This is a genomic window from Streptomyces sp. NPDC047042 (assembly GCF_040644035.1).
In the GTDB taxonomy this organism is placed as follows: domain Bacteria; phylum Actinomycetota; class Actinomycetes; order Streptomycetales; family Streptomycetaceae; genus Streptomyces.
This window is the reverse complement of sequence record NZ_JBEYVP010000006.1, coordinates 180866-205607: the sequence shown is the minus strand read 5'-3', so window position 1 is coordinate 205607 and position 24742 is coordinate 180866. Positions and strand designations below refer to the sequence as shown.

Below are 24742 nucleotides of genomic sequence, written 5' to 3'. Positions count from 1 at the left end.
CGCGGCCGACCACCGGCCCCTCGCCGACGGTTCGGCGACGAGGGGCGCTCGTTTCCGCATGCCCACCATCGCGCGTCCTTGTCGTGCGCACCCCGGGCGGGTCCTCAGTGCACTATCCGGTAGCGGTGTTCGGGACGGCCGGTGGTGCCGTAGCGGAGTTCGAGCCGGACCATGCCCTCGCGTACGAGGTAGGAGAGGTACCGCTGCGCCGTGGCGCGGGAGACGCCGGTGAGTTCGGCGGCCTGGGCCGCGGACAGGGCGTCGTGGGCAGTGCGCAGGACCTGGTGCAGGAGGGCGAGGGTCGGCGCGGAGTGGCCCTTGGCCGGGACCCGGGGGACGGCCGGTGGCCGGGCGGCGCTGAAGAGGGCGTCCACGTCGGCCTGGTCGGTTCGGGGTGCCAGGCCGAGGGCGTCCGCGCGGTGCTGGAGTTCGCGGTAGGCGGTGAGCCGTTCGGCCAGGTCGGCGGAGCCGAACGGCTTGACCAGGTAGCCCACGGCGCCGAGCTTCATGGCGGTCCGCACCGAGGTGATGTCCCGGTCGGCGGTGATCATGAGCGCGTCGGGGCGGGCGCCTCCCTCGTCCGCGCTGAGCCGCCGCAGCACGTCGAGTCCGCTGCCGTCCGGCAGGAAGACGTCGAGCAGCAGCAGGTCGGGGTGGAGGGTGCGCACCGCGTCCAGTGTCTCGGCCACAGTCGCGGCCCGGCCCACGACCTCGAAGCCCTCGACGCGGGTCGCGTAGTCGCAGTGGATGTGGCTGACGCGGAAGTCGTCCTCCACCACCAGGGTCCGGATCATCCCCGGTCACCTCCTGTCGGTGAGGCTGTCGTGAGCTGTGCGTCTCGTGGTGCGGGGGTGGCGTCCGACAGCGGCAGTACGACGGTGAAGACCGCGCCCGGCCCCTCGCTGACCGTGATGGTCCCGCCGTGCCGCTGGGCCAGCCGGTGGACGAGGGCCAGCCCCAGTCCGCGCCGGGCGGTGCCCCGGTCGGGCCGGGTCGACCAGCCGTCCTCGAAGATCGACCCGGTGGCGCCCGGCGGAATCCCCGGGCCGCTGTCCGCGACCCGCACGTACACCTGATCGACGGCCTCGACGAGCGAGAGCTCGACCGCGCGGCCGCCCGCCGGGGGCGGTCCGCCGGCTGCGGCGTCGATCGCGTTGTCCAGCAGGTTGCCGACGATGGTCAGCAGCCGGTCCAGGTGCGGCGGGTCCTCGCCGAGCGCGGAGTCGTCGCTGAGCTCCACCGTCACCCCGCGTTCCGCGGCCACCGTGGTCTTGGCGACGATCAGCCCCACGAGCAGCGTGTTGCCGATCCGTTCCCGTACGGACTCGGTCAGCGCCTGGTCGGCGCCGGCCGACTCGACGGCGTACTCGAAGGCGGCGTCGTGGTCGCCGATGTCCAGCAGCCCGGCCACGGTGTGCATACGGTTGGTGAACTCGTGCTGCTGGGCGCGCAGGGCGTCGGTCAGCCCGCGCACCGAGTCCAGTTCGCGGAGCAGTCCGATCAGCTCGGTGCGGTCGCGTACGGTGACCACCGCACCCAGTTCACGGCCCTGCAGTGTCACCGGCATCCGGTTCACCACCAGGCAGTGGTCGTCGGTCAGCACGCTGAGGTCGATGCCGGTGAGGGTGCCGTCCAGGGCGCGGCGCAGCCGCCCGTCGGGCAACACCTCCTCGAGCGTGCTGCCGAGCGCCGTGCCGATGCCGAGCAGGTCGCGCGCCTCGTCGTTGACCACGGTGATCCGGCCGTCGGGAGCGAAGGCGACCACGCCCTCCCGGATGCCGTGGAGCATGGCCTCGCGGTCCTGGAGCAGTCCGGCGATCTCCTCCAGTTCCAGTCCGAACGTCGACCGCTTCAACCGGCCGGCCAGCACGAACGCCGCCGTCGAGCCGAGCGCGACGGCGATCGCGGCGTACAGGCCGAAGGTGGGCAGCTCCCGCCACAGCTCGCCGAGCACATCGCGTTCGGGGATACCGGCCGACACCTCGCCGACCAGCGTGCCCGCGGGCCCCTTCAGCGGGGCCTTGCCGTTGGCGGACCGCCCGGTCGCGCCCTGGTCGGTGCCCACGTGGGTGTGGCCGTCCAGGACCACGATCGGATCGCCCACACCCTCGCCGATCAGCGCCGGGTCGGGGTGCGAGTGGCGGATGCCGTGCAGGTCGATCACGACCACGTACGACGCGCCCGACGCCTTCCGGATCCGTTCGGCGACGGTCTGCACGATGCCGTGGCCTCCCCCGTGTGCCATGGCCTGCCGGATCTGCGGATCGGCGGCGGTGGTCTGCGCGATGTCCAGTGCCCGCTGCTCATAGGCTCGGTCGATCTCGGCCCGCTGGGCGAAGGCGAACAGTACGAAGCCGATGGCTCCGGTGAGGGCCAGGATGACCAGCTGGCTGGCCAGGATCCGCGCGGAGAGCCTCCCCTTCCCGGCGCGGCCGATCCGGATACGCATGGGCATCACAGGTGACTTCGCCCTTGTCGTGCTGCCGGGCCCGGCCCCTTCGCCGTACCCGTGGTGGCGTGATTGTGTCCCACCGAGGACATTCTGCCCACCCCCCGACCTGCTGAGCAGAACGCGCAGAACCCCTCTTAACACGACTAACGCGAGATACGTCTGAAACAGCGACGTAATACCGCGCGGCCTCTAGCGTCTGCCTTCCTCGACCTCCGAGGTGAGGAAAGGAGACGGCCTCAGATGGCTTCGCGAAACGATGTCGCGGTGAGCCCGGCCGCCGAGAAAGTCGGCCGGGACAGCGCGCGAGTCGAGATCTCAGGACTCACCAAACGATTTCTGACGCCTGCGGGAGAGGTGTTCACGGCGCTGCGGGACGTCTCCTTCACCGTGGAACCGGGCCAGTTCTGCGCGGTGGTGGGCCCGACCGGCTGCGGCAAGTCGACGACGCTGAGCATGGTGTCCGGGCTCGACCGGCCCAGTGAGGGCTCGGTCAAGGTGGGCGACCGTGAGGTGGACGGCGTCACTGACGGCGTCAGCTTCATGTTCCAGAGCGATGCGCTGCTGCCCTGGAAGACGGTCCTCGGCAACGTCCTGATGGGCCCGGTCTTCCGCGGCGTCCCCAAACAGCAGGCGCACGCCTCGGCACGCGACTGGCTGCGCCGGGTGGGCCTGACCGGGTTCGAGGACCGCTACCCGCACCAGCTCTCCGGCGGGATGCGCAAGCGCGTGGCGATGGCCGCGGCGCTGATCAACGAACCGAAGATCCTGATCATGGACGAACCGTTCGGCGCCCTGGACGTGCAGACCAAGGCGATCATGTCGACCGAACTGCTCGGCCTGTGGGAGCAGATACGTCCGTCGGTCATCTTCATCACCCATGACCTCGACGAGGCCGTGGCCCTCGCCGACCGGGTCGTCGTCATGACGTCCAGCCCGGGCTCGGTCAAGGCGGTCTTCGACATCGACCTGCCCCGCCCGCGCGGTGCGGTCCAGGAGATCCGCTTCCAGCCCCGCTTCATCGAACTTCAGCACCAGATCTGGGACTCGCTGCGCGAGGAGGTGGAGCGCGCCTACGCACGCACCGCAGGAGGTACGGCATGAGCACGACGTCCGCAGTTTCCGCCGTGCCGGTCGAGGCCGGCGCACCGTCCTCGGCCGCGGACGCCGCCAAGCGCGCCGCCAGGCGGCGCACCGCGCTGGTGTGGGCGGGCCGCGTCGGTCTCGCGGTCTTCGTCATCGGCGGCTGGCAGGCGTTCACGGCCTGGGGGATCGTCGACCCGTTCTTCTTCGGGCAGCCGTCCGGCATCGCCAAGCGGCTGATCGACCTCTTCCGGCACGGCACCGAGTTCGGGTCGTTCTACTCGAACATCTGGACAACGATCCAGGAGGCGCTGGCCGGCTTCGCCCTAGGGGCCGTCACCGGGGTGCTCTTCGGCGTCACTCTCGGCCAGAGCCGCTTCCTCGCCGACGTGCTCGGCCCCTACATCAAGATGGTCAACGCGATCCCACGTATCGTCCTCGGCTCGATCTTCATCGTCGCGTTCGGCATCGGCGTGCTGCCGAAGATCCTGCTCGCCGCGGTGCTGGTGTTCTTCATCGTCTTCTTCAACGCCTTCCAGGGCGTGCGAGAGGTCGACCGCAACATCCTCGCCAACGCGAAGGTGCTCGGTGCCTCACAGACGCAGATCACCCGGCATGTCATCGTGCCGTCCGCGCTCACCTGGATCATCGCCAGTCTGCACAGCGCCTTCGGGTTCGCCATCGTCGGCGCGCTCGTCGGCGAGGTGCTCGGCGCGCAGAGCGGCCTCGGCCTGGTCATCAAGACCGCGCAGAACAACTTCGACCCCGACGGCGTGTTCGCCACGATGCTCGTCATCTCGGTCATCGTGCTCGGCGCCGAGTGGGTGATCGGCAAGCTCGAACACCGGCTGCTGTCCTGGCGCCCGCCGACGCCGACCGAGGCGAACTCCCTCTGACGCCCCCGCACTTCCTCCCTCCTCCATCTCCTTCATCTCATTCATCTCCTTCATCTCGGGACCCCTGCTCAGCAAAGGAATGTGGTCAGCCATGTCCAGACGACCCGTCGCCGTCGCCGCGTCTCTGCTCACCGTTCTCGCCCTCGGCGCGGTCAGCGCCTGTTCCAGCAGCTCGCACGCCGCGAGCGGCAGCGCGGGCGGCACACCGACCGTCAAGCTGATGGCCGGCGGCCTCGACAAGCAGATCTACCTGCCGTACCAGCTCGCCCAGCAGCTCGGCTTCTACAAGAAGTACGGCGTCAACGTCGAGCTGAGCACCGAGCAGGACGGCGGTGTCGGCGCCGAGGAGGCCATGGCCTCGGGGCAGGTCGACATGGCGGGCGCCTGGTACAACCACACGATCGAGTTCCAGGCGAAGGGCAAGGCGGTCGAGGACGTCGTCCAGCTCTCCGGCGCGCCCGGGGAGCGCGAGATGTGCACCGCGAAATCGGGCGTTACCTCGGGCGCCGACTTCAAGGGCAAGACGCTCGGTGTCACCGACCTCGGGTCGGGCACCGACACCCTCACGCAGTTCCTGGCCGCCAAGAAGGGCGTCAGGACCAGCGAGTTCCACCGGATAGCCGTCGGGGCGGGTTCCACCGCCGTGGCCGCGCTACAGAAGGGCAAGGTCGACTGCGTGATGACGACGCAGCCGACGGTGGCCGCGATCCAGAAGAAGGGCGTCGGCACCTCTGCGATCGACCTGGCCAGCACGGCCGGCGCCACGGCGGCGATGGGGGGTGCCTATCCCGCGGCCAGTGTGCTCGCCCGCACCGACTGGGTGAACTCCCACAAGGCCACCGTGCAGAAGGTCGTCGACGCGCTGGTCGCCACCATGCACTGGATCAACACCCACAGCGCGGCCGACATCGCGAACAAGCTGCCGGCGTCGTTCGTGTCGAACCAGCTGGTGACCAAGGCCGACTACATCTCGGCTCTGAACGAGGACAAGGGCCAGTTCCTCCCCGACGGCATCATGCCGGCCGGCGGCCCGAAGACCTCTCTGGCGACGGAGCAGCTGGTCGGCAACGTGAAGGGATCGGTGGACCTCGGCACGACGTTCACCAACGACTTCGCCGTCCAGGCCAACAAGACCGAGGGCTTCAAGACCACCACGACCCCGGCCGGACCGAACGGCTGAGCCCGCGCCGCTCACGGCCGGGGCGGCCCGGGGTCTTCCCCAGGGCCGCCCCGGCCGTGAGCGCGTCCGATGAGCGCGTCCTGCCCGTCCGCCGCCCGTCGGTTCAATCCACGCTGGGCCGGGCGAGGCCGTGGTCGTAGGCGAAGATCACGGCCTGGATGCGGTCGCGGGCGCCGATCTTGGTCAGGACGCGGCCGACGTGGGTCTTGACGGTGGACTCGGACAGCACGAACCGGGTGGCGATCTCCCCGTTGGTCCAGCCCTTGCCGATGGCGACGAGGATTTCGCGTTCGCGTTCGGTGAGAGAGCCCAGCCCCGGGTCCTCGGTGGAGTCCGCGCGGTGGGCGGGGACGTAGCGGGCGTACTCGTCCAGGAGCCGGCGGGTGAGAGCGGGCGCGATGACGGCGTCGCCCACCGCGACGGCACGGATACCGGCGAGGAGTTCCTCGGGGCGCGCGTCCTTGAGGAGGAAGCCGCTGGCGCCGGCGCGGAGAGCGGCGTGGACGTATTCGTCGAGGTCGAAGGTGGTGAGCACGAGGATGCGGGAGCGGCCGCCGGCGGCGACGATGCGGCGGGTGGCCTCGATGCCGTCCATGCCGGGCATGCGGACGTCCATCAGGACGACGTCCGGGCGCAGTTCGGCCGCCTTGCGGACCGCGTCGGCGCCGTGCGCGGCCTCACCGACGACGTCGGTCTCGGGGACGGAGTCCAGGAGCAGGTGGAAGCCATAGCGTTGCAGCGGCTGGTCGTCGACGATGAGCACAGTGGTCACCGGTCACCGCCGCTTCCCCGCGTGAGGTTGAGGACGGCCTCGACGCCCCATCCTCCGCCGCCCGCCGGTCCCGCGCAGACCGTGCCGCCGTACAAGGCCGCTCTCTCCCGCATGCCCACCAGGCCATGTCCTTCCTCGTTCGGCGGTCCGGGCGACGCGGCCGGGCCGGTGTCCTGGACCCGGATGGTCAGCCGGGTGCCCTCGACGAGGATCGCCAGCTGCACCCGGGTGCCGGTGTCGGCGTGCTTCAGGGTGTTGGTGAGGGCTTCCTGGACGATGCGGTACACCGTCAGTTGAACCCCGCCGTCCAGGGCGTCGACGTCGCCGGAGGTCCGGTAGACGACCTCCAGTCCTGCGGCGCGCACCGTGGTGCACAGGGCTCCGACGTCCAGGATGCCGGGCTGCGGGCTGAGCTCGGGCCCGTCCGGTGGGCCTGCCCCGGCCTCGCGCAGTACGCCGAGCACGCGCCGCAGTTCACCGAGGGCCTGCCTGCCGGTGTCACCGATGAGCTCCAGGGCCTCCTTGCCGCGCTCGGGGTCGATGCCGGTGGCGTAGGCGCCGGCGTCGGCCAGCGTGATGATGACGGCCAGGTTGTGGCCGACGATGTCGTGCATCTCGCGGGCCACCCGGGTCCGTTCGGTGGCCGTGGCCAGCCTGCTGCGCTGGTCGCGCTCTATCTCCAGCTGGGCGGCCCGCTCCCGCAGTCCGGCGAGCTGGGCCCGGCGGGCCCGCACCATCAGGCCGAGCGCGAGGGCCGCGGTCGCCGTGCTCAGCAGGAAGAAGAGCGCGTCCCAGACGGACACGACCGAGGACACGCGTACCGCGACCAGCACCATGGCGCCCGCCATGGCCGCGCAGGCCCACGGAAGCTGCCGCAGCAGCCCGTGCAGGGCCAGGCTGTAGAGGGCGACGAACAGGGCGACGTCCGCGCGCAGGGGGACGTTCAGAGACCACTGCAGGACGAACACCGCGGCGACTGCACCGAAGGCCGCCACGGGCTTTCGCCGCCGCCACAACAGCGGCAGCACAAGGCCGACCTGCAAGGCGAGCATCCCCGCCACGGGCAACTGGGTGAACACGAGTCGGAACCGGCGCGGGCCGTCGTCGACGTCGTCGACGCCGCCGTGGATCAGGTCGGGCAGGCAGAACATCAGGAAGACCAGGACGACGACCGCGGTGTCCAGCACCCACGGATGCGCCTGGTCGGCCTGCCGCAGCCGCTGGCCGCCCCGGGACAGCCGGGCGACCAGCGGTCCCGTCCCGCTGATGTCATCGTTGGTCACACACGTCACCTGTCCATGGTGCGGGCGTCAGACGTCGCTGCGCGTGAGCCGGTACGCCGCGCCGCCCAGCGCCAGCGCCGTCCAGGACAGGAAGACCAGCAGGCCGGCGCCCGGCGACAGGGTCGTGGTGTCGTGCGTCAGAGCGAACATCGCCTCCCCCGCGTTGGACGGCAGGTAGGGGCTGACGTCGTCCTGCCAGGAGCTCGGCAGCAGGGAGATCAGTCCCGGGATCAGCATCAGGGCGGCCACCAGCACCGAGATCCCACCGGCCACCGACCGCAGCAGCGCCCCCAGGGCGGCGCCGATCACCCCGACCAGGCCGAGGTACAGCCCCGCGCCCAGGAGGCTTCGTACGACTCCCGCGTGCGTCAGACCCATCGCGGCGGGCGTGCCGGAGACGATACCGCTGCCGAACCCGAAGGCGACGAACGCGCCGAGGGTGCCGACCACCAGTGCGACCAGCCCGAACACGGCAGCCTTGGACCACAGCACGGGCAGCCGTCGGGGCACCGCCGCGAGCGTGGAGCGGATCATGCCGGTCGAGTACTCCCCCGCCGTGACCAGCACGCCGAGCACGCCCAGGGCCAGCTGGGCGAAGTTCGTACCGAAGAGGGACAGACTGACGGCCGTCGCGTCGGCGAAGTCCCGGTCGGTGTGGCCCGAGTTGATCCCCGACCTGTAGTGGTTCGCGGAGATCAGGCCGAAGGCGACAAGGAACAGCAGGCCGAGGCCCAGCGTGATCCAGGTCGAGCGAAGGGACCACAGCTTGGCCCACTCGGAGGCCAGCACGCGCCGTCCGGTCACCCTGTAGACGGGCCTCGCGGGGGTAGTGGTCCGGGGTTCCTCGACGGTTGCGGTGAGGGTGCTCACGCGGTCCTCCCTGCGGCCTCGATGGTCTCGATCCCGGTCGTGGTGCCGTGGTACTCCACGGCGTCCCTGGTCAGGTCCATGAACGCCTCTTCGAGTGACACGGTCCGCGCGCTCAGCTCGAACAGCGCGATCCCGTGCTCGGCCGCCTTCAGTCCGATGTCGCGGGCGCTCAGCCCGGTCACCTGCAGTTCCTCGGAGCCGATCAGTCCGGTGACGTCGACGCCCGGCCCCGCCAGTACGTCCCGCAGCCGCGCCGGGTCCTGCGCCACCACCTTCACCGTGTCGCCGCCCGCCTCGCGGATCAGGTCCGCGACGGTCGTGTCGGCCAGCAGCCGGCCCCGCCCGACGATGATCAGGTGGTCCGCCACCAGGGCCATCTCGCTCATCAGATGGGAGGACACGAATACCGTCCGGCCCTCGTCGGCGAGCCCCTTGAGCAGGTTGCGGATCCAGAGCACGCCTTCCGGGTCCAGCCCGTTGACCGGCTCGTCCAGCATCACCGTCCGCGGATCGCCCAGCAGCGCCGCCGCGATGCCCAGCCGCTGGCCCATCCCGAGGGAGAAGGCACCAGCCCGCTTCTTCGCCACACTGCCGAGGCCGGCGAGGTCGATGACCTCGTCGACCCGGCGGCCCGGGATGCCGTGGGTCAGTGCGAGGGCTCTGAGGTGGTTGTACGCCGAGCGGCCCGGGTGGATCGACTTCGCCTCCAGCAGAGCGCCCACCTCCTGCAGCGGCGCCTGGTGACGGGCGTAGGGATGGCCGTTCACGGTGACGGAGCCGCTCGTCGGTGTGTCGAGCCCGACGATCATGCGCATGGTCGTGGACTTGCCCGCGCCGTTGGGCCCCAGAAAACCCGTCACCGTGCCCGGCTTCACCACGAAGTCCAGCCCGTCGACGGCCGTCTTCTCGCCGTACCTCTTGGTCAGCTGCCGTGCGTCGATCATCCGCGCTCTCCTGTCGGCCTACGGCGTGCGTCGCTCCGACGCCTCACAGGCCACGCTAAGAGCCGAATCACCCCAAACCCGTGGTACCGCGAGGCTGAACCGCGCCGTGCGTGTAGTACCGCGGTACTACACGCCCACCTGCGGTGTCGTTACGGCCCCGTCGCCGGGACGTGGCGACGGGGCCGAGGTGGTGCATCTGACGTTCAGGCCGCGGCTGGCTCCGGTTTTGGCTCGGTGTCGGGGGTGGCGAGCCGGAACCGGCTGTCCATGGTCAGTCGCACCTCGTCGTAGGGAGATTTTTCTGGGCCTTCCAGGTCGCGGTCATGGCCTTCGGGTGGCCCGGTGCACGAAGGCGGGCGGCAGATTCGACCAGACCGTCTCCGAGCGTTCCAACCGGTCAAAACGGCGGGCCAGTTCGGCGGTGAAGTGGCGGGCGGGCGGAGTCCGGGCCGCGTGCAGGTAGGCGAAGGTGGTGAACCGGCCGCCGGGCGCGAGGACTTCGGTCACCGCGTCCAGGATGTGCCCGCGTCTTTCCTGCGGCATGACCGTCCACGGCAGCCCGGAGACCACCGCGTCGACCGGTTCCCCCACCGCGGCGGCCAGCTCGGCGGCCGAGCCCTGCACCACGGTCAGCCGTGTGTCGCGCCGGGTGGCCGACAGCCGGGTGGCGAGCACCGGGTTGAGCTCGACGGCGACGAGCCGTGCGCCGGGGGCGAGCCGGGCGAGGATCGCATCGGTGAACACCCCGGTCCCCGGGCCGAGTTCGGTGACGAGCCGGGCCCGCTCCAGGCCGATGCCCTCAGTCATCGCATACGCCAGCCGCCGTGAACTGGCTGCCACGGCACCGGTCATGAGGGGCCGTCTGAGGAACTCGGTGGTGATCGACATGGCGGCCATGTTGGAAGCACCCCGGGTGGCCTCACGTCGTATCCCCGGCCAGTGCTTGTACGACTGCGGGAGGACCCCGTGACGCCCGCCAGGACGATGCCGGGGAGCGGGCCCCGGCCGTAGCGTGAGGCGGTGCAACGGCTGATCGAGACCCTGACCCGCCTGCGGCGCGGACATCCGTGGCTGACGGACCTGCTGCTGGTCGTGCTGGTGGCCGTGCCCCCGGTGATCCGCCCGCAGCCAGGCTGGCGACCCGTCTGGGTACAGGCAGTCGTGTACGCCGCGCTGGTGCTGCCCCTGCTGTGGCGGCGCCGTCGGCCGCTGCTCGTCGCGGCCCTGGTGACGGCCGCGTTCTGGGCGCAGTACCTCGGGCAGGTCTGGGGACAGGAGCCGGGACGCGGCGCCGTCGCCCTGGCCGCGGTCGTGGCCACCCTCACGGTGCGCGGGCTGCGCCGGGCCGCCGCGACGACGGTGCTCTGTGCCGCGGGCTGCGTACTGCTGTGGATTCCCGCCTGGCAGCGGGACTACGGGGGCCCGGGTGCCCGCGGTACCTGGCTCACCCCGCTCGCCGTGGCGCTCCTGCTGGCCGGGGCCTGGGTGTTCGGCGAGTACGTCCGTGCCCGGCGCGCCTACGTCGCCGAGTTCGAGCGGCGGGCCGCGCTCGCCGAGTCGGAACGCCTCGCCCTGGCCCGGTTCGCCGTCGCCGAGGAGCGGGCCCGCATCGCCCGCGAGATCCACGACGTCCTCGCACACAGCGTGAGCGTGATGGTGCTGAACGCCGAGGGCGGCAGGCTGATGCGGCACAAAGACCCCACGGTCGTGGACCGCACCCTCGGCGTCATCAGCGCGACCGGCCGCGAGGCCCTGGACGAACTGCGCCGACTGCTGGACGTGCTCCGCACCCCCGACGCGGACGCCTCCGACAGCCCCGGACCCCGACCCGGCAACGGTGGGGCCGTCGAGTCCCTCTCGGCCGATCTGCGGCGGCTGGTCGGGCGCCTCAACACGAACGGCACGCGAGCCCGGCTGGACCTGCGCGGAGAGTCAGGCGGCCTTCCCGCGGATCTCACCGCGCAGATGTACCGCATCGTGCAGGAGTCGCTCACCAACGTCGTCAAGCACGCGCCGCCGAACGCCACGATCCATGTACGGGTCGACACCGGTACCCAGGGGCCTGGACGGCTTGTCATCGTCCGGGTGGAGAACTCGGCCGGAGCGGAAGCGCGACCCGTCCCGGAGCGCCCTGACCCGCTTCTCTCCTGCGGTCACGGACTCACCGGCATGCGCGAACGCACTGCACGATACGGCGGGAGCATCGACGCCGGTCCCACACCCGACGGGGGCTACCGGGTCACCGCCTCCCTGCGCCCCACCGAGCCCGAGCCCACCACGGCGACACCATGACCGGCCCGACCCCCACCCCGTCGTCGTCGCGGGTGCTGATCTGCGACGACCAGGAGCTGATCCGGATGGGACTGCGCATGGTCATCGACAGTCAGCCCGACCTCACCGTGGTGGGCGAGGCCGCCGACGGCGGCGCGGCGATCGACGGTGTGGCCGCCCTGGAGCCGGACCTCGTGCTGATGGACGTACGCATGCCCGGCCTGGACGGGCTCGCCGCGACCGAACGCCTCTGCGCGCAGCCCCGCGGACCCCGGATCCTCGTCGTCACCACCTTCGACCTCGACGAGTACGCCTACGCGGCCCTGCGCGCCGGTGCGAACGGCTTCCTCGTCAAGGACGCCCCCGCCGAGGAGATCCTGGTGACCGTCCGCGCGGTGCTGCGGGGCGAGGTCATGGTGGCGCCCTCGCTCACCCGGCGCCTGGTCGAACGCTTCGTCCTGCAATCCCCCACATCCGTGCCCGCCCAGCGCAGCCGCCTGGCCGCGCTCACCGACCGAGAACAGGAAGTCCTCGCCCTGGTCGCCCGGGGACTGGCCAACGGCGAGATCGCCGACCGCCTCTTCGTCGGGGAGACGACCGTCAAGACCCACCTAGGCCGCATCCTGACCAAACTCGGCCTCCGCGACCGCGTCCACGCAGTGATCTTTGCCTACGAGAGCGGGCTGATACGGGCTGGGGACTGAACAGCGCCGGGGGCCGGCGATCGGCGGATGCGCTCGTACTCGGCGGCCCTTTCCGGTGTCCCGAGGAAGTCGTCGAGGACGGCGAAGACCTCGTGGTCGACGTCCTCGACGGAACGGATGGCCAGTCCGCAGAGCTCGCCGCTACTTGTCACTGGTTCGCTATTCGTCAACGGCACCCCTACCTGCGGTGCTTACCGTGTTCGCCGGCTCCGCTGGGGTGCGGCGCGGCGGCGGAGCCAGCAGGGCCTGCACCCCTTCGCGGACCCCCTCGGTCTCCGGCCGGGATCACAGGACGGAGCGGCGGGCCAAGAATACGAGCACCAGCAGACCCGGGAACAACGGCAGCCAGCCCGTCAGCAGCCGGTAGCCGAGGACCGCCGGCATGGCCACGGCCGCGGGCGCCCCGGCCGCGGTGAGCGTCAGCACGAGCGCGGCGTCGAGCGAACCCAGGCCGCCCGGAGTGGGCAGCAGTACGGCGGCGCCGCTGGCCAGGAGGTACGCCAGCAGGACGTGACCGGCGGGCACGGTCACGTCCAGTGCCCGCACCACAGCGACCAGCACGGCGGCGTGCAGCAGGGCGAAGCCGAGGGACCCACCCCACAGCGCGCAGGCCCTGGACCGCCTGCTGTGCACCGCCCGCACGTCCGCCAGGACGCGCCTGGCCCCGCGCCCGGCACGGTCACGCACCGGCCGGCTCGACACGACGACCAGGGCGGCGACCACGACGCAGCCGAGGACCGGAACCACCACGGAAGCGCGGGGGAGGGCCGGCGCGAGCCGCAGGGTCCGGTGCGAGGCCAGGAGCAGCGCGACGGCCAGTACGAAGCGGACTAGCCCGCCGGCAGCGGCCTTGACCGCCAGGGCGGTCGCCGACCGGGCGGTGGACAGCCCGCAGCGGGTGAGGAACCGCAGGTTGACCGCGCTCGCGCCGACCCCGGCGGGCAGCACGTGGTTGGCCGCGCACGCCGCGAACTGAGCCGCCACCAGCCTCCCGGCCGGCAGCCGTTCGGCCACCGCTCCCTGCTGGGCGACGGCCGCGCACACCCAGGTCGCCAGAGCGGCCGCGCAGGCCGCCAGCAACCAGGCGCGATCGGCGACGGCGAGCCGGTCGGCGCCGGCGTCCACCATGTGCCGGTGTGCGGCCAGTACCCAGACGGCCGCCACCACCACGGCCGCGGTGACGGCGAGCTGCCAGGGCCTGCCGAGGCCGCGGACCGGCGGAACACCGACGGCGCTCACCACCGTCCTCCCGCCGGCGGGGCGGGTGCGACGTACACGCGCAGGCCGGCCACCCGGTGCGGGGTCCATGAGCGGGCATAGCCGGGCGGGCCGCCGCCCGGTGCCACGAGGGTGGCGGTCGGCAGGTGCCGGGCGGTCCGCCGGATACCGGCCGCCGTGGTGTTGGCGTCGTGGCCTCCGGTCGCCGCGGACGAGCAGCCCGCGTAGTAGGCGATCGGGACGTCGTTCTCTCCGGTGACCAGACAGGGCGGGCGCACACCCAGCCGATGCAGCCCGGCGGCGACGTCCGCCCACTCGCGGTGGGCCGCAGTGGTGCGCCGCACGGTGTGCTCCAGTACGGCGAACTGCCCGGCCAGGTGCCCGGCCAGAGCCAGGGTCAGCAGCGTCACGATCAGCGGCCGACGGATCCGTCCGGGCGCCTGGACCAGGTGCACCAGAAGGCCGGCGACCGGGACAGAGAGCAGTGCGTAGGCGGGCAGCAGGAAGCGGGGTGCCGCGTAGCCGATCAGGAAGAGGTACGGGAAGGCCGCCGAGGCGGCGCAGGTCAGTGGTACGAGCGTGGCGACAGGCCGGCGGGCGCGGATGGCGGCCACCGCCGTGAGGGCGGCGAGCAGCGGCAGGAGGCACCACCACAGGGTCTCCAGGACAGGGGGCGCGGCGCTGGTGCACGGGCGGCACAGCGTACGTCCGCCCAGAGCGCGCAGTTGGTCTCCGACGGCCATGTTCCAGCCGAGGCCGCCCTGGATGCGGGACGCGTCGGACAGTCGCTGCGCCAGTCCGCCGTAGGAGACGTACGCCTCGATCACCCACTCGGCCGCCCCGGCCGCGAGGCCGCCGACCAGCGTCATCAGCAGTGCGGGGTGCCGCCAACGGCGTACACACACCAGCAGGACGAGCGGGGGAAGGGTCGCCCAGACCGCGTCCGTGGGACGCATCCAGGCCATCAGGGCCGCGCTCAGGCCCACGCCCCACAGAGCCGCGCGGTCGGAGCGGTTCGCCTGAGCGCGCAGGAAGCAGCCCGTGCCGGCCAGGGCGCCGACGGCGACCCAGTAGTTGGGCATGGCCTGCGGGCCGTAGAACAGCGTCACCCACAAGGTGGCGAACAAGGCGCCCGCGGTCGCCAGTACCCGGGCGGGGAACAGGCCCCGCCAGGCACGGAGCGCGAGGAAGAGGGCGAGGCCGGACAGGCCGGCCAGGTAGATCCGCAGCAGCGCGGTGGACGACGACCAGGCGGCGACGGGCGCCACCAGCAGCGGGACGCCACGGGCACGCGGGGCGCTGAAGAACGAGGCCGGTGCGTGGGAGGCGACCTGGCTGACGTAGACCGACTCGTCCCAGCCGAGACCCATCCCCGGCCGTACGAGGAGGAGTTGGGCCAGCACGAACGCGCCGGCCACGATCCCGAGCGGCACCTCGCCCCGGGACCGCCGGGCGGAGCGGACGGCCATCGGCGGCCCGAAGCGACGCGGACGCGCCGACGAGACCGACGCGCTGTCCGTGGCCTGCGGCCCGTCGCTCATCACTCTCTCCCATCCCTTACAGCCTGTAGGGCCCAGTCAACCCTACAGACTGTAGGGTTCCGGTGAATCGGCCGGACCCTGAAACCCCTACACGCTGTAAGGTTTCAGTCATGGCTGGCACGGGCCCGCGGGGCAGAGCCGAACGGCGTAACGCCGGCGAGCTGGAGAGCGAGGTGCTCGCCGCGCTGTGGGCGGCGGACAGGGCACTGACTCCGGCGGAGGTCCAGGCCGAACTCGGCGGCGACCTCGCCTACAACACCGTCCACACCATCCTCAAGCGCCTGTACGACAAGGAGCTCGTCCTGCGGGACGCGGACGGACGGCGCGGTGCCTACCGGCCCGCCATGGACGCCGCGGAGCTGACCGCACAGGCCATGCACGACGCGCTCGACCGGGGGCCGGACCCCATCGCGGCGCTCCAGCAGTTCGTCACCGGTTTGAGTGCCGAGGAGGAGCGGGCGCTGCGCGAGTTGCTGGGGGGAGGGAACCGGTGAGAGTCGACGTCTACACCCCGTTCCTGCTGTCGCTCTTGTTTGCCGGGGCAGGTCCGCTGATCGGCGGCCGGGTCGCACCCGCGCTCGCCGCCCGTGTGCTGGCCGGCGCCACGGTCGTGAGCGCGGTGGCGACCACCTGGTCCCTGCTCCTGCTGGCCGTCACCCTCCTCGACGCCGCTCCCCCGGTCGTCGCGGATGCCCGCGAGGACGGCCTCCGGCTTCCCGAACCGGTACCGGCGGTCGTCGCGTTCGCCGCGTGCGTGTTGCTCCTCGTCGTGGCCCACCGGTTGTACGGAGCCGCCCGCGCCGAGTACCTCACCCGCCGGGCTCTACGGCTGCTGTGCGAGGGGCAGCCGACGGACACCGAGCTGATCGTGGCCGCCTCCTCCGCCCCCATGGCGTTCGCCATCCCGGCAAGCGCGGGTTCACCGGGCCGGATCTTTGTCACCAGCACCATGCTCGGCGCGCTCTCGGCCGAGGAACGCCGCGTCCTGCTCGCCCATGAGCGGGCGCACCTGACCCACCGCCACGCACGGTTGTGCACCGCCGTGACCCTGGCCGCCGCGGCCAACCCGCTCCTCACCCCGACCCGGCACACGGTCGCCTTCCTTCTGGAACGCTGGGCCGACGAACATGCGGCCGCTGCGGTCGGGGATCGCGCGTCCACCGCCCGAGCCCTCGCTCGGGCCGCACTCGCGGCCGGCCGCCGGGAACCGTCGGGCAGACTCGGCTTCACCGACCGCGCGGTCACCCGCCGCATCGCCGCCCTCCAGGCGGACCCGCCGCCGCGTCTGTGGCCGCTGACGGCGGCCGTTCTGGCGTTCGGCGCCCTCACCGCGCTGGGCGCCGCCGACGCCACCGGAGACCTGCTCCGGCTGCTGGGGCCGGTTCTCGCCTGAGGCCGATCACTCGGCGGGCGGGCCGAGCCCCAGGTGGTGAGCGGCCGGAACCGAACCGCTCAGGGACTCTCTTCGCCCTGGGCGATCTCGACCTGGTGGTGGAAGTCGACGACGCCTGCTGTTCCGGCGGCGACGGACAGGACCGTGCAGGCCACGAGGAGCAGCGCGGCAGGCCGCCTGGCGCTGGCACGTGAACGCGCCGGGGCGGGTGCGAGGAGGGCGGCGACGCGTTGCGGAACCGGGCCGGTCGTCGCCGCGGGCGCGAAGTCCGGACGGGTGGACGGGGAGTCGTGGCCGGCGAGGGCGGCCCGGGCGATGGCCGTGGCGATGAGGCGCCGGTCACCGACGGCGGTGGCGGCGCTCTCGTCGGCGGCCCGCTCGGCGGCGAGCCGGATGGTGTCACGGACGGCGCGCAGGGCGGGGTGGCAGTGGGCGGCGAGTTCGGCGACGGCCAGGAAGTAGTGGTGGCCGGCCCGGTTGTGGGCGCGTTCGTGAGCGAAGAGAGCCTCGCGCTCGGCGGGGCCGAGGCTGCGCAGCATCGCGGTGGTGACGACGATGCGGTGGGGCCGTCCGGGCAGGGCGTACGCGTCCGGGTGGGGCGAGTCGACGACGCACAGGTCGCCGGCGGCGGGGCGGCGATCGGCTTGTGCGCGGGCGGTACGGAAGGCGCCGGCCTGCCGGAAGGCCGAGCGTGCGAGGGTCAGCGCGCCGAGGCTGAGCACTCCGGTGGCCGCGACGGCCGCGGGGAGGACGAGATAGTCCGACGGGGTACGCAGGGGGTGGACGAGTTCGCCGAGGGCGGCCAGGGTCGGCAGCTTGAGCAGTCCGGTCAGGACCAGGGCGCCGAGTGCGGCCACGCAGGCTCCGGCCAGCGCCAGGGCGGATGCGGTGAGGACCCACAGCGCGGTGGCGGGGGCCAGGCGGTCCAGGGTTCGGCGGGCCAGTGCGGGCGCGAGGAAGGCCAGGACCAGCGGAACGAGCAGCAGCGCGGTCATCACTCATCGCCCTCCAGCAGTCGGCGCAGGAGCAGCTCGTCGCCGGGGTTGAGCTGGGCGACGAACCGGGCCAGGACCGTTTCGCGGTCGGTGTCCCGGTCGAGTTCGGTGTGCATGCGCCGGGCGGTCAGACCGGGAGCGTCCTGCACGGGGAAGTAGGCGTAGCCCCTGCCTTGCCTCTCACGGCTGACGACGCCCTTCTCGTGCAGCCGGGTCAGGATTGTCGTCACCGTCGTCCGGGCGAGGCCGGATCCGAGCTCGGTCTGTACCCGACCCGCACTGAGCGGCACCCCGGCCGCCCACAGCGCGGCCATGACAGCGGCTTCGAGCTCACCTGCCGGCCGCCTCTCGTCCTTCGCGTCGGTCATGGAACCTTCCTCACCCCCGCTATCGTCTACAGTTCAGTAGACCGTCTACAGAATTGTAGTCAGTCATCGGGTGCGCCGTTCCGCCGCGTCCGAAGGTCCGGAAGATGGATGAAGCATGAAGGGCACTCGACGATGACCACAGCCGTGCACCTATCGTCGCAGCTCGCCGTGAACGTGCTGGATGCCCGGTCCCTGCTGTCCGCGTTCGGCGTGCTGGGCGTGGGTGTGGTGCTGTTCGCCGAGACCGGGCTGCTGATCGGGTTCTTCCTCCCGGGCGACTCGTTGCTGTTCACCGCGGGGCTGCTGTGCACCGGCGCCGCCGACCACGGACTGAAGCTGTCGCTCGCCCCGCTCCTGGTCGCCGCGGCGGTCGGGGCACTGGCGGGCTCGCAGTGCGGATATCTCCTGGGCCGGAGAGCGGGCGGCGCCCTGCTCGCCCGCAGCCGTTCGGCCCGCCTGCACGAGGGCGCGAAACGCGCGGAGGAGCTGTTGGAGCGGTACGGGTACGCGAAGGCGATCGTGCTGGCCCGCTTCGTCCCGGTGGTGCGTACGGTCCTGAATCCGATGGCGGGCGCCCTGGGGGTGCCGGTACGGACATTCACCCTCTGGCAGGTGACCGGCGGGCTGGTGTGGAGCCTGGGTCTCACGCTGGCGGGATACGCGCTGGGCTCCTCCGTGCCGAACGTGGACCGCTACCTGTTGCCGATCGTCGCGGTCATCGTCGCCCTGTCGCTCATCCCGGTCGCCTCCGAGGTGTACCGCTCGCGCCGGGACGCGAAGGCGAACGCCAAAGCGAAGGAGTCGCGCGGATGATCCTCGCCCTCAACGGCTCGTCGGTCGACGGCCCGGCCTACACCGACGTCGTGAACCTCGCACGGCATGCTCCCGCGTGGCTGAACGACACGGTGGCCGCGTGGTCGACGTACGGGCTCGCGCTGTTCGCCGTGCTCATGGCCGTCGGCTGGTGGCAGGCCCGGCGGGTGGGCGCCGCCGCCTCGGTGACGGCTCTCGCCGTGCCGATCATCGTGGTCCTGGCCTACGGCGTGGACGCGGTACTGAAGCTGCTGGTGCGCGAGGACCGGCCCTGCCAGAGCCTGCGAGTGACCACGCTGGAGGCGTGTCCGGCGTCCGGCGACTGGTCGTTCCCCAGCAACCACGCGGCCATCGCCGCCGCGGCGGCCGTCGCCCTGCTGTTCGTCTCCCGCCGGCTCGGCACGGTCGCCGCCGTGGCCGCCGCCGCAATGGCGGCCTCGCGGGTCTGGGTCGGCGCGCACTACCCCCACGACGTACTGGCAGGGTGCCTGGTGGGCGCACTCACCGTGCTGCTGGCCATGTCCGCCCTGCGCAGGCGCACAGAGACCCTCGCCCGTCTGCTCGCCGCGACCCGACTGCGTCCGCTGCTCGCGGTGGAGTCATGAGGCGCGGCGACACCGCCGAACTGGCCGGCAGCTGCGGAGTCGGCGCGTGGACCGCGTTCGGCGTACTGACCATGGTCGTGGTGGGCCACGACGGCATACCGCTGTTCACGGACAGCGACCTCCTCTCGTGGTCCGTCGGCCACCGACCGGACGTCGCGGTGGCGTTCGCCCGCGGCCTGACCGCCACCGGAACAGGAATCATCCCGTTCGCGCTGGCCGCGCTGGCCGGAGTCATCGTCGGGCGCACCCTCCGGCAACGCATGCTGGCAGCCGCGCTCTGCCTGGCCTGCCTCGGGGCGGGGCAGACGCTGCGGTACGCGGTGATGGCGCTCGTCGCCCGGCCACGGCCACCGCAGGCCGATTGGAACACGCATGCCTCGGGATGGGCGTTCCCGTCCGGCCACGCCACCACGGCGGCCCTCACCGCGGGGCTGCTGATCATCGCCATCTGTGTGCGGAGGCCGCGCGGCAGGGTCCCACTGGCCCTGATCATCGGCGGCTGGGGCGCTGCGGTCGGGCTGACCCGCGTCTACCTCGGAGTGCACTGGTTCACCGACGTCGTCGGCGGCTGGCTGTTCGCCCTCGGGTGGCTGGGGATGTGTCTGTGCGCCGTGGCCAGTCGGCTGCCCGAACGATGGACCCCCGGGACGACCGACACCGACCGCGCGCGCGGGACAACAGAAGCGGCGAGCACCGCCGAACTCCGAACGGACCCGGCACGAGAACAGGGGAAGCCCCATGCGTCAGACGATCCTGATCGTCGAGGACGATCACGCCCTGCGTGATGTGCTGATGCGCGGGCTGCGCGACGAGGACTTCGACACCGTGCCCGCACCGGACGGCGCCACAGCTCTGCGGCTGGCCACCGCGGACATCTCCGCCGCCGTACTCGACATCGGGCTGCCCGACGCCGACGGGCGCGACGTGTGCCAGGCGATGCGCGCGAACGGATTCCTCTCCCCCGTCATCTTCCTGACCGCCCATCACCGGCTGACCGACCGGCTGTCCGGGTTCTCCGCCGGAGGCGACGACTACCTGCCCAAGCCGTTCCATCTCGCCGAACTCGCCGCCCGCCTGCGGGCAGCCCTCAAACGGACCGCACCGCCGCCCACCTCCACAGCAGGAGACCTGGCACTGGACGCCGTCCAGCACGTGTTCACCGTCCGGGACACGCGGGTCGAACTGACCCCGACCGAATTCCGCCTTCTCGCCGCCCTCATGACGGCCTCCGGTGGAATCGTGCGCCGCCGCGAGCTGGTCCGGGCCGGCTGGCCCGAAGGCGCTCAGGTGCACGACAACACCCTCGACCAGTACCTGACCCGGCTGCGCCGCAAGCTGCGCGAGGCGGGCAGCGACCGCACGATCGGCACAGCCCGCGGAATCGGCCACCACCTGTCATGACCGGTGTCCGCCACTGGTCACGACCGGCCGTGACAGCAGTTCTCCACCCTCTGGCGCCCCGCACCCTGCGCGGCCGGCTCTCACTCGTGGCCCTCACCACGGCCACCCTGCTGATGCTGGTCCTCACCGTCGCCTTCAACGCCGTGGCCCAGCGCCGCCTCCAGCACCAGGCGGACGACGAGCTGCGCACCCGCGCCGCCGCCGTCGCGACGACCATCGACACCAGCGGCACGACCGTACGCGTCCTGGAGACCTCCCACGACGACCTCCTCGACACCAACGTGTGGATCTACGCCGCCGGACGCCTGCTGGAAGAGCCACCGAACGCCGGACCTGTGACCCGTGTCGCCGACGCGCTCGCCGGGCGCGGCGGGCGGCCGTGCGTCACCGCCGACGTCGACGGCCCCCTCAGGTTGTGCTCGCAGCCGGTGTCCGGGGACAAGAGCCGGGCCACGGTGGTCACCGCGCTCGCCCTCTCCCCCTACCGCAGTTCGGCCGACACCCTGCTGCTGGGATCACTCGCCCTGGATGCCGTGATGCTCACCTGTACCTACGCCCTCACCCGGCTGGCGGTCGGCCGTGCGCTGCGGCCCGTCCGCACGATGACCGACCAGGCCATCCAGTGGAGCGCCGTAGCCTCCGAGGAACGCTTCGGCAGCATGCGCCACCCGGCCGAACTGGCCCGCCTCGGCACGTCGCTGGACGCGATACTGGACCGCATCCGTACCCTGCTGCGCCACGAGCAACAGCTCACCGGGGAACTCTCGCACGAACTACGGACACCTCTGAGCCGGATCATCGCCGAACTCGACTGGTGGCAGACCCACCCCCGAACCGACGACCAGACCCGCACCACCCACAAGGTCATCGCGGATGCCGCCGAGTCCATGCGCACCATCTGCGACACCCTCCTGGACAACGCCCGGGGCGCCACCCTCACCACTCCGGGCACCGCCGACGTCCTGCCCGCGCTGCGTCACCTCACCGAACTTCTGGACCTACCAGGCCACTTGACGCTCACCACCGCCGGCCCGCACCTCCGGGCCGGCATCCCGCCCGCCCTCCTCGAACGCATCGTCAGCCCACTCCTCGCCAACGCATGCCGCTACGCCCGCTCCAGCGTCACCGTCCGGGCGTACCGCACACCCGACGGCGTACGCATCGACGTCACCGACGACGGGCCCGGCGTACCGGGCCCGTTCGCCTCACGGCTCTTCGAGCCCGGGCAACGTGCGGATCCCGGCGACGGACACAGCGGAGCGGGCCTGGGACTCCCTCTGGCGCGACGCCTGGCCCGCTCCGCCGGAGGCGAGGTGACGTACGACCCCGGGCACACGCCCGGGACGCGCTTCGTCGTCAGCCTGCCCGCCGGCTGAGAGCTGCTTTCCACGCGCCGGCACCGGCAAGTAACGGCCCGTCAGGGCCGATCACAGCGTAACTTCGTGCCGGATGTCCTTGCGTGAGGCGGCCAGATAGCCGACGAAGCCGAGGATGGCCACCGTCCAGGACAGCGTCACCGGCCCCAGGCCCAGGTCGAGCCCGCCCCGGGCGTGACCGACGGCCATCCAGTCGGCGACAGACGCACCGAGCGGGCGGGTGATGACGTACGCCGCCCAGAAAGCGGCGACCGCGTTCAGACTGCCCCAGCGGTGCGCGACGGCCGGAACGGCGATCGCGGCGGCGTACAGGACTGCGGAACCCAGGTAACCGAAGCCGATCGTGGCGGTGAGGTCGCCCGCGGCGGTACCCAGCGCGAAGGTGGCCAGCACGGCGGCCCAGTAGAAGGTCTCGCGGCGCCGGGTGTGGATGCTGTGGATGGACAGGGTGCCTTCGCTGCGGTACCAGAGGGCGAAGACGGCAGCCAGCGTGACCATGAAGAAGGGTGTCGAGAGCGCATAGGGCACACCGAGGCCGACATGCAGCACGTCGGCGGCCATCGTGCCGAACACGCTGACCATGACTATCGCCGTCCAGTAGATCCAGGCCACATACCGCCGGACAGCGAACTGCACCACCAGAGCAGCCACCAGAGCGATGCCGCCAAGGCCGACAGCGGGGATCGGGCCGAACAGGTGGGCCAGCCAGTCGGAGGCCGTCTCACCCATGCCGGTCGTCAGCACCTTGATGATCCAGAAGTAGACGGTCACCTCCGGCACCTTGCTCGCCACGTGTCGTGCGTGGTGGCGCGGAGGCCGGTTGTCAGTGAGGTGATCTGTCGTCATGGCAGGCACGATGACATGGGGCCCGACGATTGCCCCAGACCCCTTTGCAAGAGCTTTTGCGCTTCTGGAGCCTGAATTGCCCAAGGCCCTCCCGAGCCTGAACACAACCTGAACAGGGTGGCCGATGAGCTGGTCAGCGGCGTGCGGCCAGTGATAACGGCAATCTCCCGACGTTGCCACAACGACCGAGAAGCAGAAACGCGACACCGACCGCCCGAATGCTCAGTGGGCTGGGCAACCCCGTGGCGGCGTTCGGGCTGGCTGGGCAGTGACGTGGCCTATTTCGTCGCCGGGGTGGATTCGGCGGGCCGCTCGCTCCCAAGTCACTGTCCGTCGCGTCGTTCCGGCCTGTAAGCACTCCGCCCCTTCACATATGGTTGGAGTTCCTCCGGCGTCGGTTCGCGCGCGCTCGGCATTCCCGGAAGCCGGGTCAAGGGGTCGATCGCCCGCCTGTAGCCGTACGCCCACTCCAACCAGCGTCGAGCCGAGTCCAGAGCCGACTCGTCCATGACACCGCCCAGCTCACCGAGACGACGTTCCAGTGCCGTGCAGTATTCACCGAGCACAGCGGCCTCTCGCCAGCGGCGGGCCTCCTCGGAAGCACCTCGGCGAGTTAATCCTGAACTGCTCGCGCCTTCGCCTCCTCCACGGCCGCTCGCCACCGAACCGCACAGTCCTCCATGGCCCGCTCTTCGCTGTCTCTACGTTGAGCGTCCTCCAGCACGCGCGCCTCGATCTCCCCGAGAATCAAGCCCAGGGCGCCCTCAGGCACCTGGTCCTTCCGATCCCGCCATCGGCCCGGCCGACCTGACTGGCCGGAACGGCCGTGGTCAAGCTCGACAACAAGACGCGCGGAGCGCTCGGGATTCGTGGACTGTGGAAACTCCTGCCTGACGGTGACCGCATGCGCGAATCCGTCGACGACCACGTCCACGCCCCCTTCACGCTGCGAGTAGTCAACCGGCCGCGCCTGACCTCGTACCCTCGCCGGACCGCCTCGACAGCCAGCGCCTGCAGCATAAGGAGTGACCGGCGACGGAGGTCCGGCGGAATCACCAGCTGGCCCGCGTCGTCCCTGAGCGCAACGACAGCCGGATGGACGGCACTCAGCCGATCAGTGACCGGGGACCACCGACGGATCGTCTTTCGGCCGCCGGCTCCGTGAGTTGGGATGTGGGCCCTCCACAAGACGCATCTCCAGCCCACGTGCGCCGAAGCCCGCCTTTCGATGCGCTTGCCCTGCGGCTCCAAGCCGTCTCGCTTCGCGTAATTGACCACGCGCCGCCACTCCACAACCTCGCCGTCATCGGGGTCCGCGATGCGCATACACCCCTCGGCAACCAGTCGCTCGATCAACTCCCGCGCCTTCGCCTGTCGAGCGCGTGCGACGGACCGCTCACTGTAGGGCGTCAGGCTGCGCCTTCGGCTCGTGGCCTCGCGCCGCCCTCCCCCTTCTTTCGCCGACGCGGCAGGTCCGGCGGACACCCCGTGAATACCGACGTCCGCGAACGCCGGATCGTCAGGATGATGATCACGCCGAAGGCAGAACCGGCCAGCCTCAGTGACCTCGATACGCACGTCACCGCCACCGCGGCTGACCCTCAGGGGCCCGTGATCACGCAGAGCATAAACCGAGAGCCATTCACCCGGTGCCCAGGCTCCGGGGCCGCCGTCAGCGTCGCTCGCCCCAGACGCCCCTTCGTCGCTCCCCCCTTCAACAGACGCCCCTATAAC

Annotated in this window: 26 protein-coding genes; 12 read left to right on the top strand and 14 right to left on the bottom strand. The window is 71.5% G+C overall.

The window, feature by feature from the left end; all coding sequences use genetic code 11:
- Nucleotides 1-104: 104 nt before the first annotated feature.
- Both ABZ855_RS08760 and ABZ855_RS08755 read right to left on the bottom strand, forming a co-directional pair.
- Nucleotides 105-794, bottom strand: a complete 690-nt coding sequence (locus ABZ855_RS08760; protein ID WP_360803157.1) for a response regulator — start codon at nucleotides 792-794, stop codon at nucleotides 105-107.
- A complete protein-coding gene (locus ABZ855_RS08755) occupies nucleotides 791-2455 on the bottom strand; it encodes a sensor histidine kinase (protein WP_360803154.1) in 1665 nt (554 codons plus the stop codon). Before ABZ855_RS08755 ends, ABZ855_RS08760 begins: the two co-directional genes overlap by 4 nt.
- Nucleotides 2456-2692: 237 nt before the next feature.
- Between ABZ855_RS08755 and ABZ855_RS08750 the strand changes: the two genes are divergently transcribed.
- The 3 genes from ABZ855_RS08750 (at nucleotide 2693) to ABZ855_RS08740 (ending at nucleotide 5608) form a co-directional block, all read left to right on the top strand.
- Nucleotides 2693-3553, top strand: a complete 861-nt coding sequence (locus ABZ855_RS08750; protein ID WP_360803151.1) for an ABC transporter ATP-binding protein — start codon at nucleotides 2693-2695, stop codon at nucleotides 3551-3553.
- Nucleotides 3550-4428: an ABC transporter permease gene (locus ABZ855_RS08745; protein ID WP_360803148.1), complete on the top strand. Its 879-nt coding sequence runs from the start codon at nucleotides 3550-3552 to the stop codon at nucleotides 4426-4428. The genes ABZ855_RS08750 and ABZ855_RS08745 overlap by 4 nt, the downstream gene beginning before the upstream one ends.
- Nucleotides 4429-4519: 91 nt before the next feature.
- Nucleotides 4520-5608, top strand: a complete 1089-nt coding sequence (locus ABZ855_RS08740) for an ABC transporter substrate-binding protein (RefSeq protein ID WP_360803145.1) — start codon at nucleotides 4520-4522, stop codon at nucleotides 5606-5608.
- Between the two features lie 103 nt (nucleotides 5609-5711).
- Here the strand turns inward: ABZ855_RS08740 and ABZ855_RS08735 are convergent, their stop codons facing one another.
- The 5 genes from ABZ855_RS08735 to ABZ855_RS08715 all read right to left on the bottom strand — a co-directional run bounded on the left by ABZ855_RS08735 (nucleotide 5712) and on the right by ABZ855_RS08715 (nucleotide 10365).
- On the bottom strand, nucleotides 5712-6380 hold the full coding sequence (locus tag ABZ855_RS08735; protein WP_360803142.1) for a response regulator transcription factor: 669 nt from the start codon (nucleotides 6378-6380) through the stop codon (nucleotides 5712-5714).
- On the bottom strand, nucleotides 6377-7663 hold the full coding sequence (locus tag ABZ855_RS08730) for a histidine kinase (RefSeq protein ID WP_360803139.1): 1287 nt from the start codon (nucleotides 7661-7663) through the stop codon (nucleotides 6377-6379). Before ABZ855_RS08730 ends, ABZ855_RS08735 begins: the two co-directional genes overlap by 4 nt.
- A 27-nt stretch (nucleotides 7664-7690) precedes the next feature.
- Nucleotides 7691-8533 (bottom strand): ABC transporter permease, encoded by an 843-nt coding sequence (locus ABZ855_RS08725; RefSeq protein WP_360803136.1) that lies wholly within the window; start codon nucleotides 8531-8533, stop codon nucleotides 7691-7693.
- On the bottom strand, nucleotides 8530-9477 hold the full coding sequence (locus ABZ855_RS08720; protein WP_360803133.1) for an ATP-binding cassette domain-containing protein: 948 nt from the start codon (nucleotides 9475-9477) through the stop codon (nucleotides 8530-8532). The genes ABZ855_RS08725 and ABZ855_RS08720 overlap by 4 nt, the downstream gene beginning before the upstream one ends.
- 321 nt (nucleotides 9478-9798) lie before the next feature.
- Nucleotides 9799-10365, bottom strand: coding sequence for a methyltransferase domain-containing protein (locus tag ABZ855_RS08715; RefSeq protein WP_360803130.1), 567 nt, complete (start codon nucleotides 10363-10365; stop codon nucleotides 9799-9801).
- A gap of 132 nt (nucleotides 10366-10497) precedes the next feature.
- Between ABZ855_RS08715 and ABZ855_RS08710 the strand changes: the two genes are divergently transcribed.
- Nucleotides 10498-11769, top strand: coding sequence for a histidine kinase (locus tag ABZ855_RS08710; RefSeq protein ID WP_360803128.1), 1272 nt, complete (start codon nucleotides 10498-10500; stop codon nucleotides 11767-11769).
- Nucleotides 11766-12452: a response regulator transcription factor gene (locus ABZ855_RS08705; RefSeq protein ID WP_360803126.1), complete on the top strand. Its 687-nt coding sequence runs from the start codon at nucleotides 11766-11768 to the stop codon at nucleotides 12450-12452. Before ABZ855_RS08710 ends, ABZ855_RS08705 begins: the two co-directional genes overlap by 4 nt.
- Here the strand turns inward: ABZ855_RS08705 and ABZ855_RS08700 are convergent.
- The 3 genes from ABZ855_RS08700 to ABZ855_RS08690 form a co-directional block, all read right to left on the bottom strand.
- Nucleotides 12419-12604 carry a hypothetical protein gene (locus ABZ855_RS08700; protein ID WP_360803123.1) on the bottom strand — a complete coding sequence of 62 codons (186 nt, stop codon included), beginning with the start codon at nucleotides 12602-12604 and terminating at the stop codon, nucleotides 12419-12421. The genes ABZ855_RS08705 and ABZ855_RS08700 overlap by 34 nt on opposite strands.
- 133 nt (nucleotides 12605-12737) lie before the next feature.
- A complete protein-coding gene (locus ABZ855_RS08695; RefSeq protein WP_360803120.1) occupies nucleotides 12738-13691 on the bottom strand; it encodes a lysylphosphatidylglycerol synthase domain-containing protein in 954 nt (317 codons plus the stop codon).
- Nucleotides 13688-15139 (bottom strand): hypothetical protein, encoded by a 1452-nt coding sequence (locus tag ABZ855_RS08690; RefSeq protein ID WP_360803438.1) that lies wholly within the window; start codon nucleotides 15137-15139, stop codon nucleotides 13688-13690. Before ABZ855_RS08690 ends, ABZ855_RS08695 begins: the two co-directional genes overlap by 4 nt.
- A 182-nt stretch (nucleotides 15140-15321) precedes the next feature.
- Here ABZ855_RS08690 and ABZ855_RS08685 point away from each other — a divergent pair, with 182 nt between their 5' ends.
- On the top strand, nucleotides 15322-15705 hold the full coding sequence (locus ABZ855_RS08685) for a BlaI/MecI/CopY family transcriptional regulator (RefSeq protein WP_360803117.1): 384 nt from the start codon (nucleotides 15322-15324) through the stop codon (nucleotides 15703-15705).
- On the top strand, nucleotides 15702-16604 hold the full coding sequence (locus ABZ855_RS08680) for a M48 family metalloprotease (protein ID WP_360803114.1): 903 nt from the start codon (nucleotides 15702-15704) through the stop codon (nucleotides 16602-16604). The genes ABZ855_RS08685 and ABZ855_RS08680 overlap by 4 nt, the downstream gene beginning before the upstream one ends.
- Before the next feature lie 59 nt (nucleotides 16605-16663).
- Here ABZ855_RS08680 and ABZ855_RS08675 read toward each other — a convergent pair whose 3' ends face one another.
- Together ABZ855_RS08675 and ABZ855_RS08670 are read right to left on the bottom strand one after the other, a co-directional pair.
- The gene (locus tag ABZ855_RS08675; RefSeq protein WP_360803112.1) at nucleotides 16664-17599 is read right to left on the bottom strand and encodes a M56 family metallopeptidase; all 936 of its coding nucleotides are present in this window, start codon (nucleotides 17597-17599) and stop codon (nucleotides 16664-16666) included.
- On the bottom strand, nucleotides 17599-17967 hold the full coding sequence (locus tag ABZ855_RS08670; RefSeq protein ID WP_360803110.1) for a BlaI/MecI/CopY family transcriptional regulator: 369 nt from the start codon (nucleotides 17965-17967) through the stop codon (nucleotides 17599-17601). Before ABZ855_RS08670 ends, ABZ855_RS08675 begins: the two co-directional genes overlap by 1 nt.
- A gap of 132 nt (nucleotides 17968-18099) precedes the next feature.
- Between ABZ855_RS08670 and ABZ855_RS08665 the strand changes: the two genes are divergently transcribed.
- The 5 genes from ABZ855_RS08665 to ABZ855_RS08645 are packed head-to-tail and all read left to right on the top strand — an operon-like array spanning nucleotide 18100 to nucleotide 22162.
- Nucleotides 18100-18780: a DedA family protein gene (locus ABZ855_RS08665; protein ID WP_360803106.1), complete on the top strand. Its 681-nt coding sequence runs from the start codon at nucleotides 18100-18102 to the stop codon at nucleotides 18778-18780.
- The gene (locus ABZ855_RS08660; RefSeq protein ID WP_360803103.1) at nucleotides 18777-19385 is read left to right on the top strand and encodes a phosphatase PAP2 family protein; all 609 of its coding nucleotides are present in this window, start codon (nucleotides 18777-18779) and stop codon (nucleotides 19383-19385) included. Before ABZ855_RS08665 ends, ABZ855_RS08660 begins: the two co-directional genes overlap by 4 nt.
- On the top strand, nucleotides 19382-20170 hold the full coding sequence (locus tag ABZ855_RS08655) for a phosphatase PAP2 family protein (RefSeq protein WP_360803100.1): 789 nt from the start codon (nucleotides 19382-19384) through the stop codon (nucleotides 20168-20170). Before ABZ855_RS08660 ends, ABZ855_RS08655 begins: the two co-directional genes overlap by 4 nt.
- Nucleotides 20124-20786, top strand: a complete 663-nt coding sequence (locus ABZ855_RS08650) for a response regulator transcription factor (protein WP_360803097.1) — start codon at nucleotides 20124-20126, stop codon at nucleotides 20784-20786. Before ABZ855_RS08655 ends, ABZ855_RS08650 begins: the two co-directional genes overlap by 47 nt.
- The gene (locus tag ABZ855_RS08645) at nucleotides 20783-22162 is read left to right on the top strand and encodes a HAMP domain-containing sensor histidine kinase (RefSeq protein WP_360803094.1); all 1380 of its coding nucleotides are present in this window, start codon (nucleotides 20783-20785) and stop codon (nucleotides 22160-22162) included. Before ABZ855_RS08650 ends, ABZ855_RS08645 begins: the two co-directional genes overlap by 4 nt.
- A gap of 51 nt (nucleotides 22163-22213) precedes the next feature.
- On the opposite strand, the gene ABZ855_RS08640 is transcribed toward ABZ855_RS08645, so the two are convergent.
- Nucleotides 22214-23008: a hypothetical protein gene (locus ABZ855_RS08640; protein ID WP_360803091.1), complete on the bottom strand. Its 795-nt coding sequence runs from the start codon at nucleotides 23006-23008 to the stop codon at nucleotides 22214-22216.
- A 613-nt stretch (nucleotides 23009-23621) separates the two neighbouring features.
- Nucleotides 23622-23942 (bottom strand): hypothetical protein, encoded by a 321-nt coding sequence (locus ABZ855_RS08635; protein WP_360803088.1) that lies wholly within the window; start codon nucleotides 23940-23942, stop codon nucleotides 23622-23624.
- Nucleotides 23943-24742 lie beyond the last annotated feature (800 nt).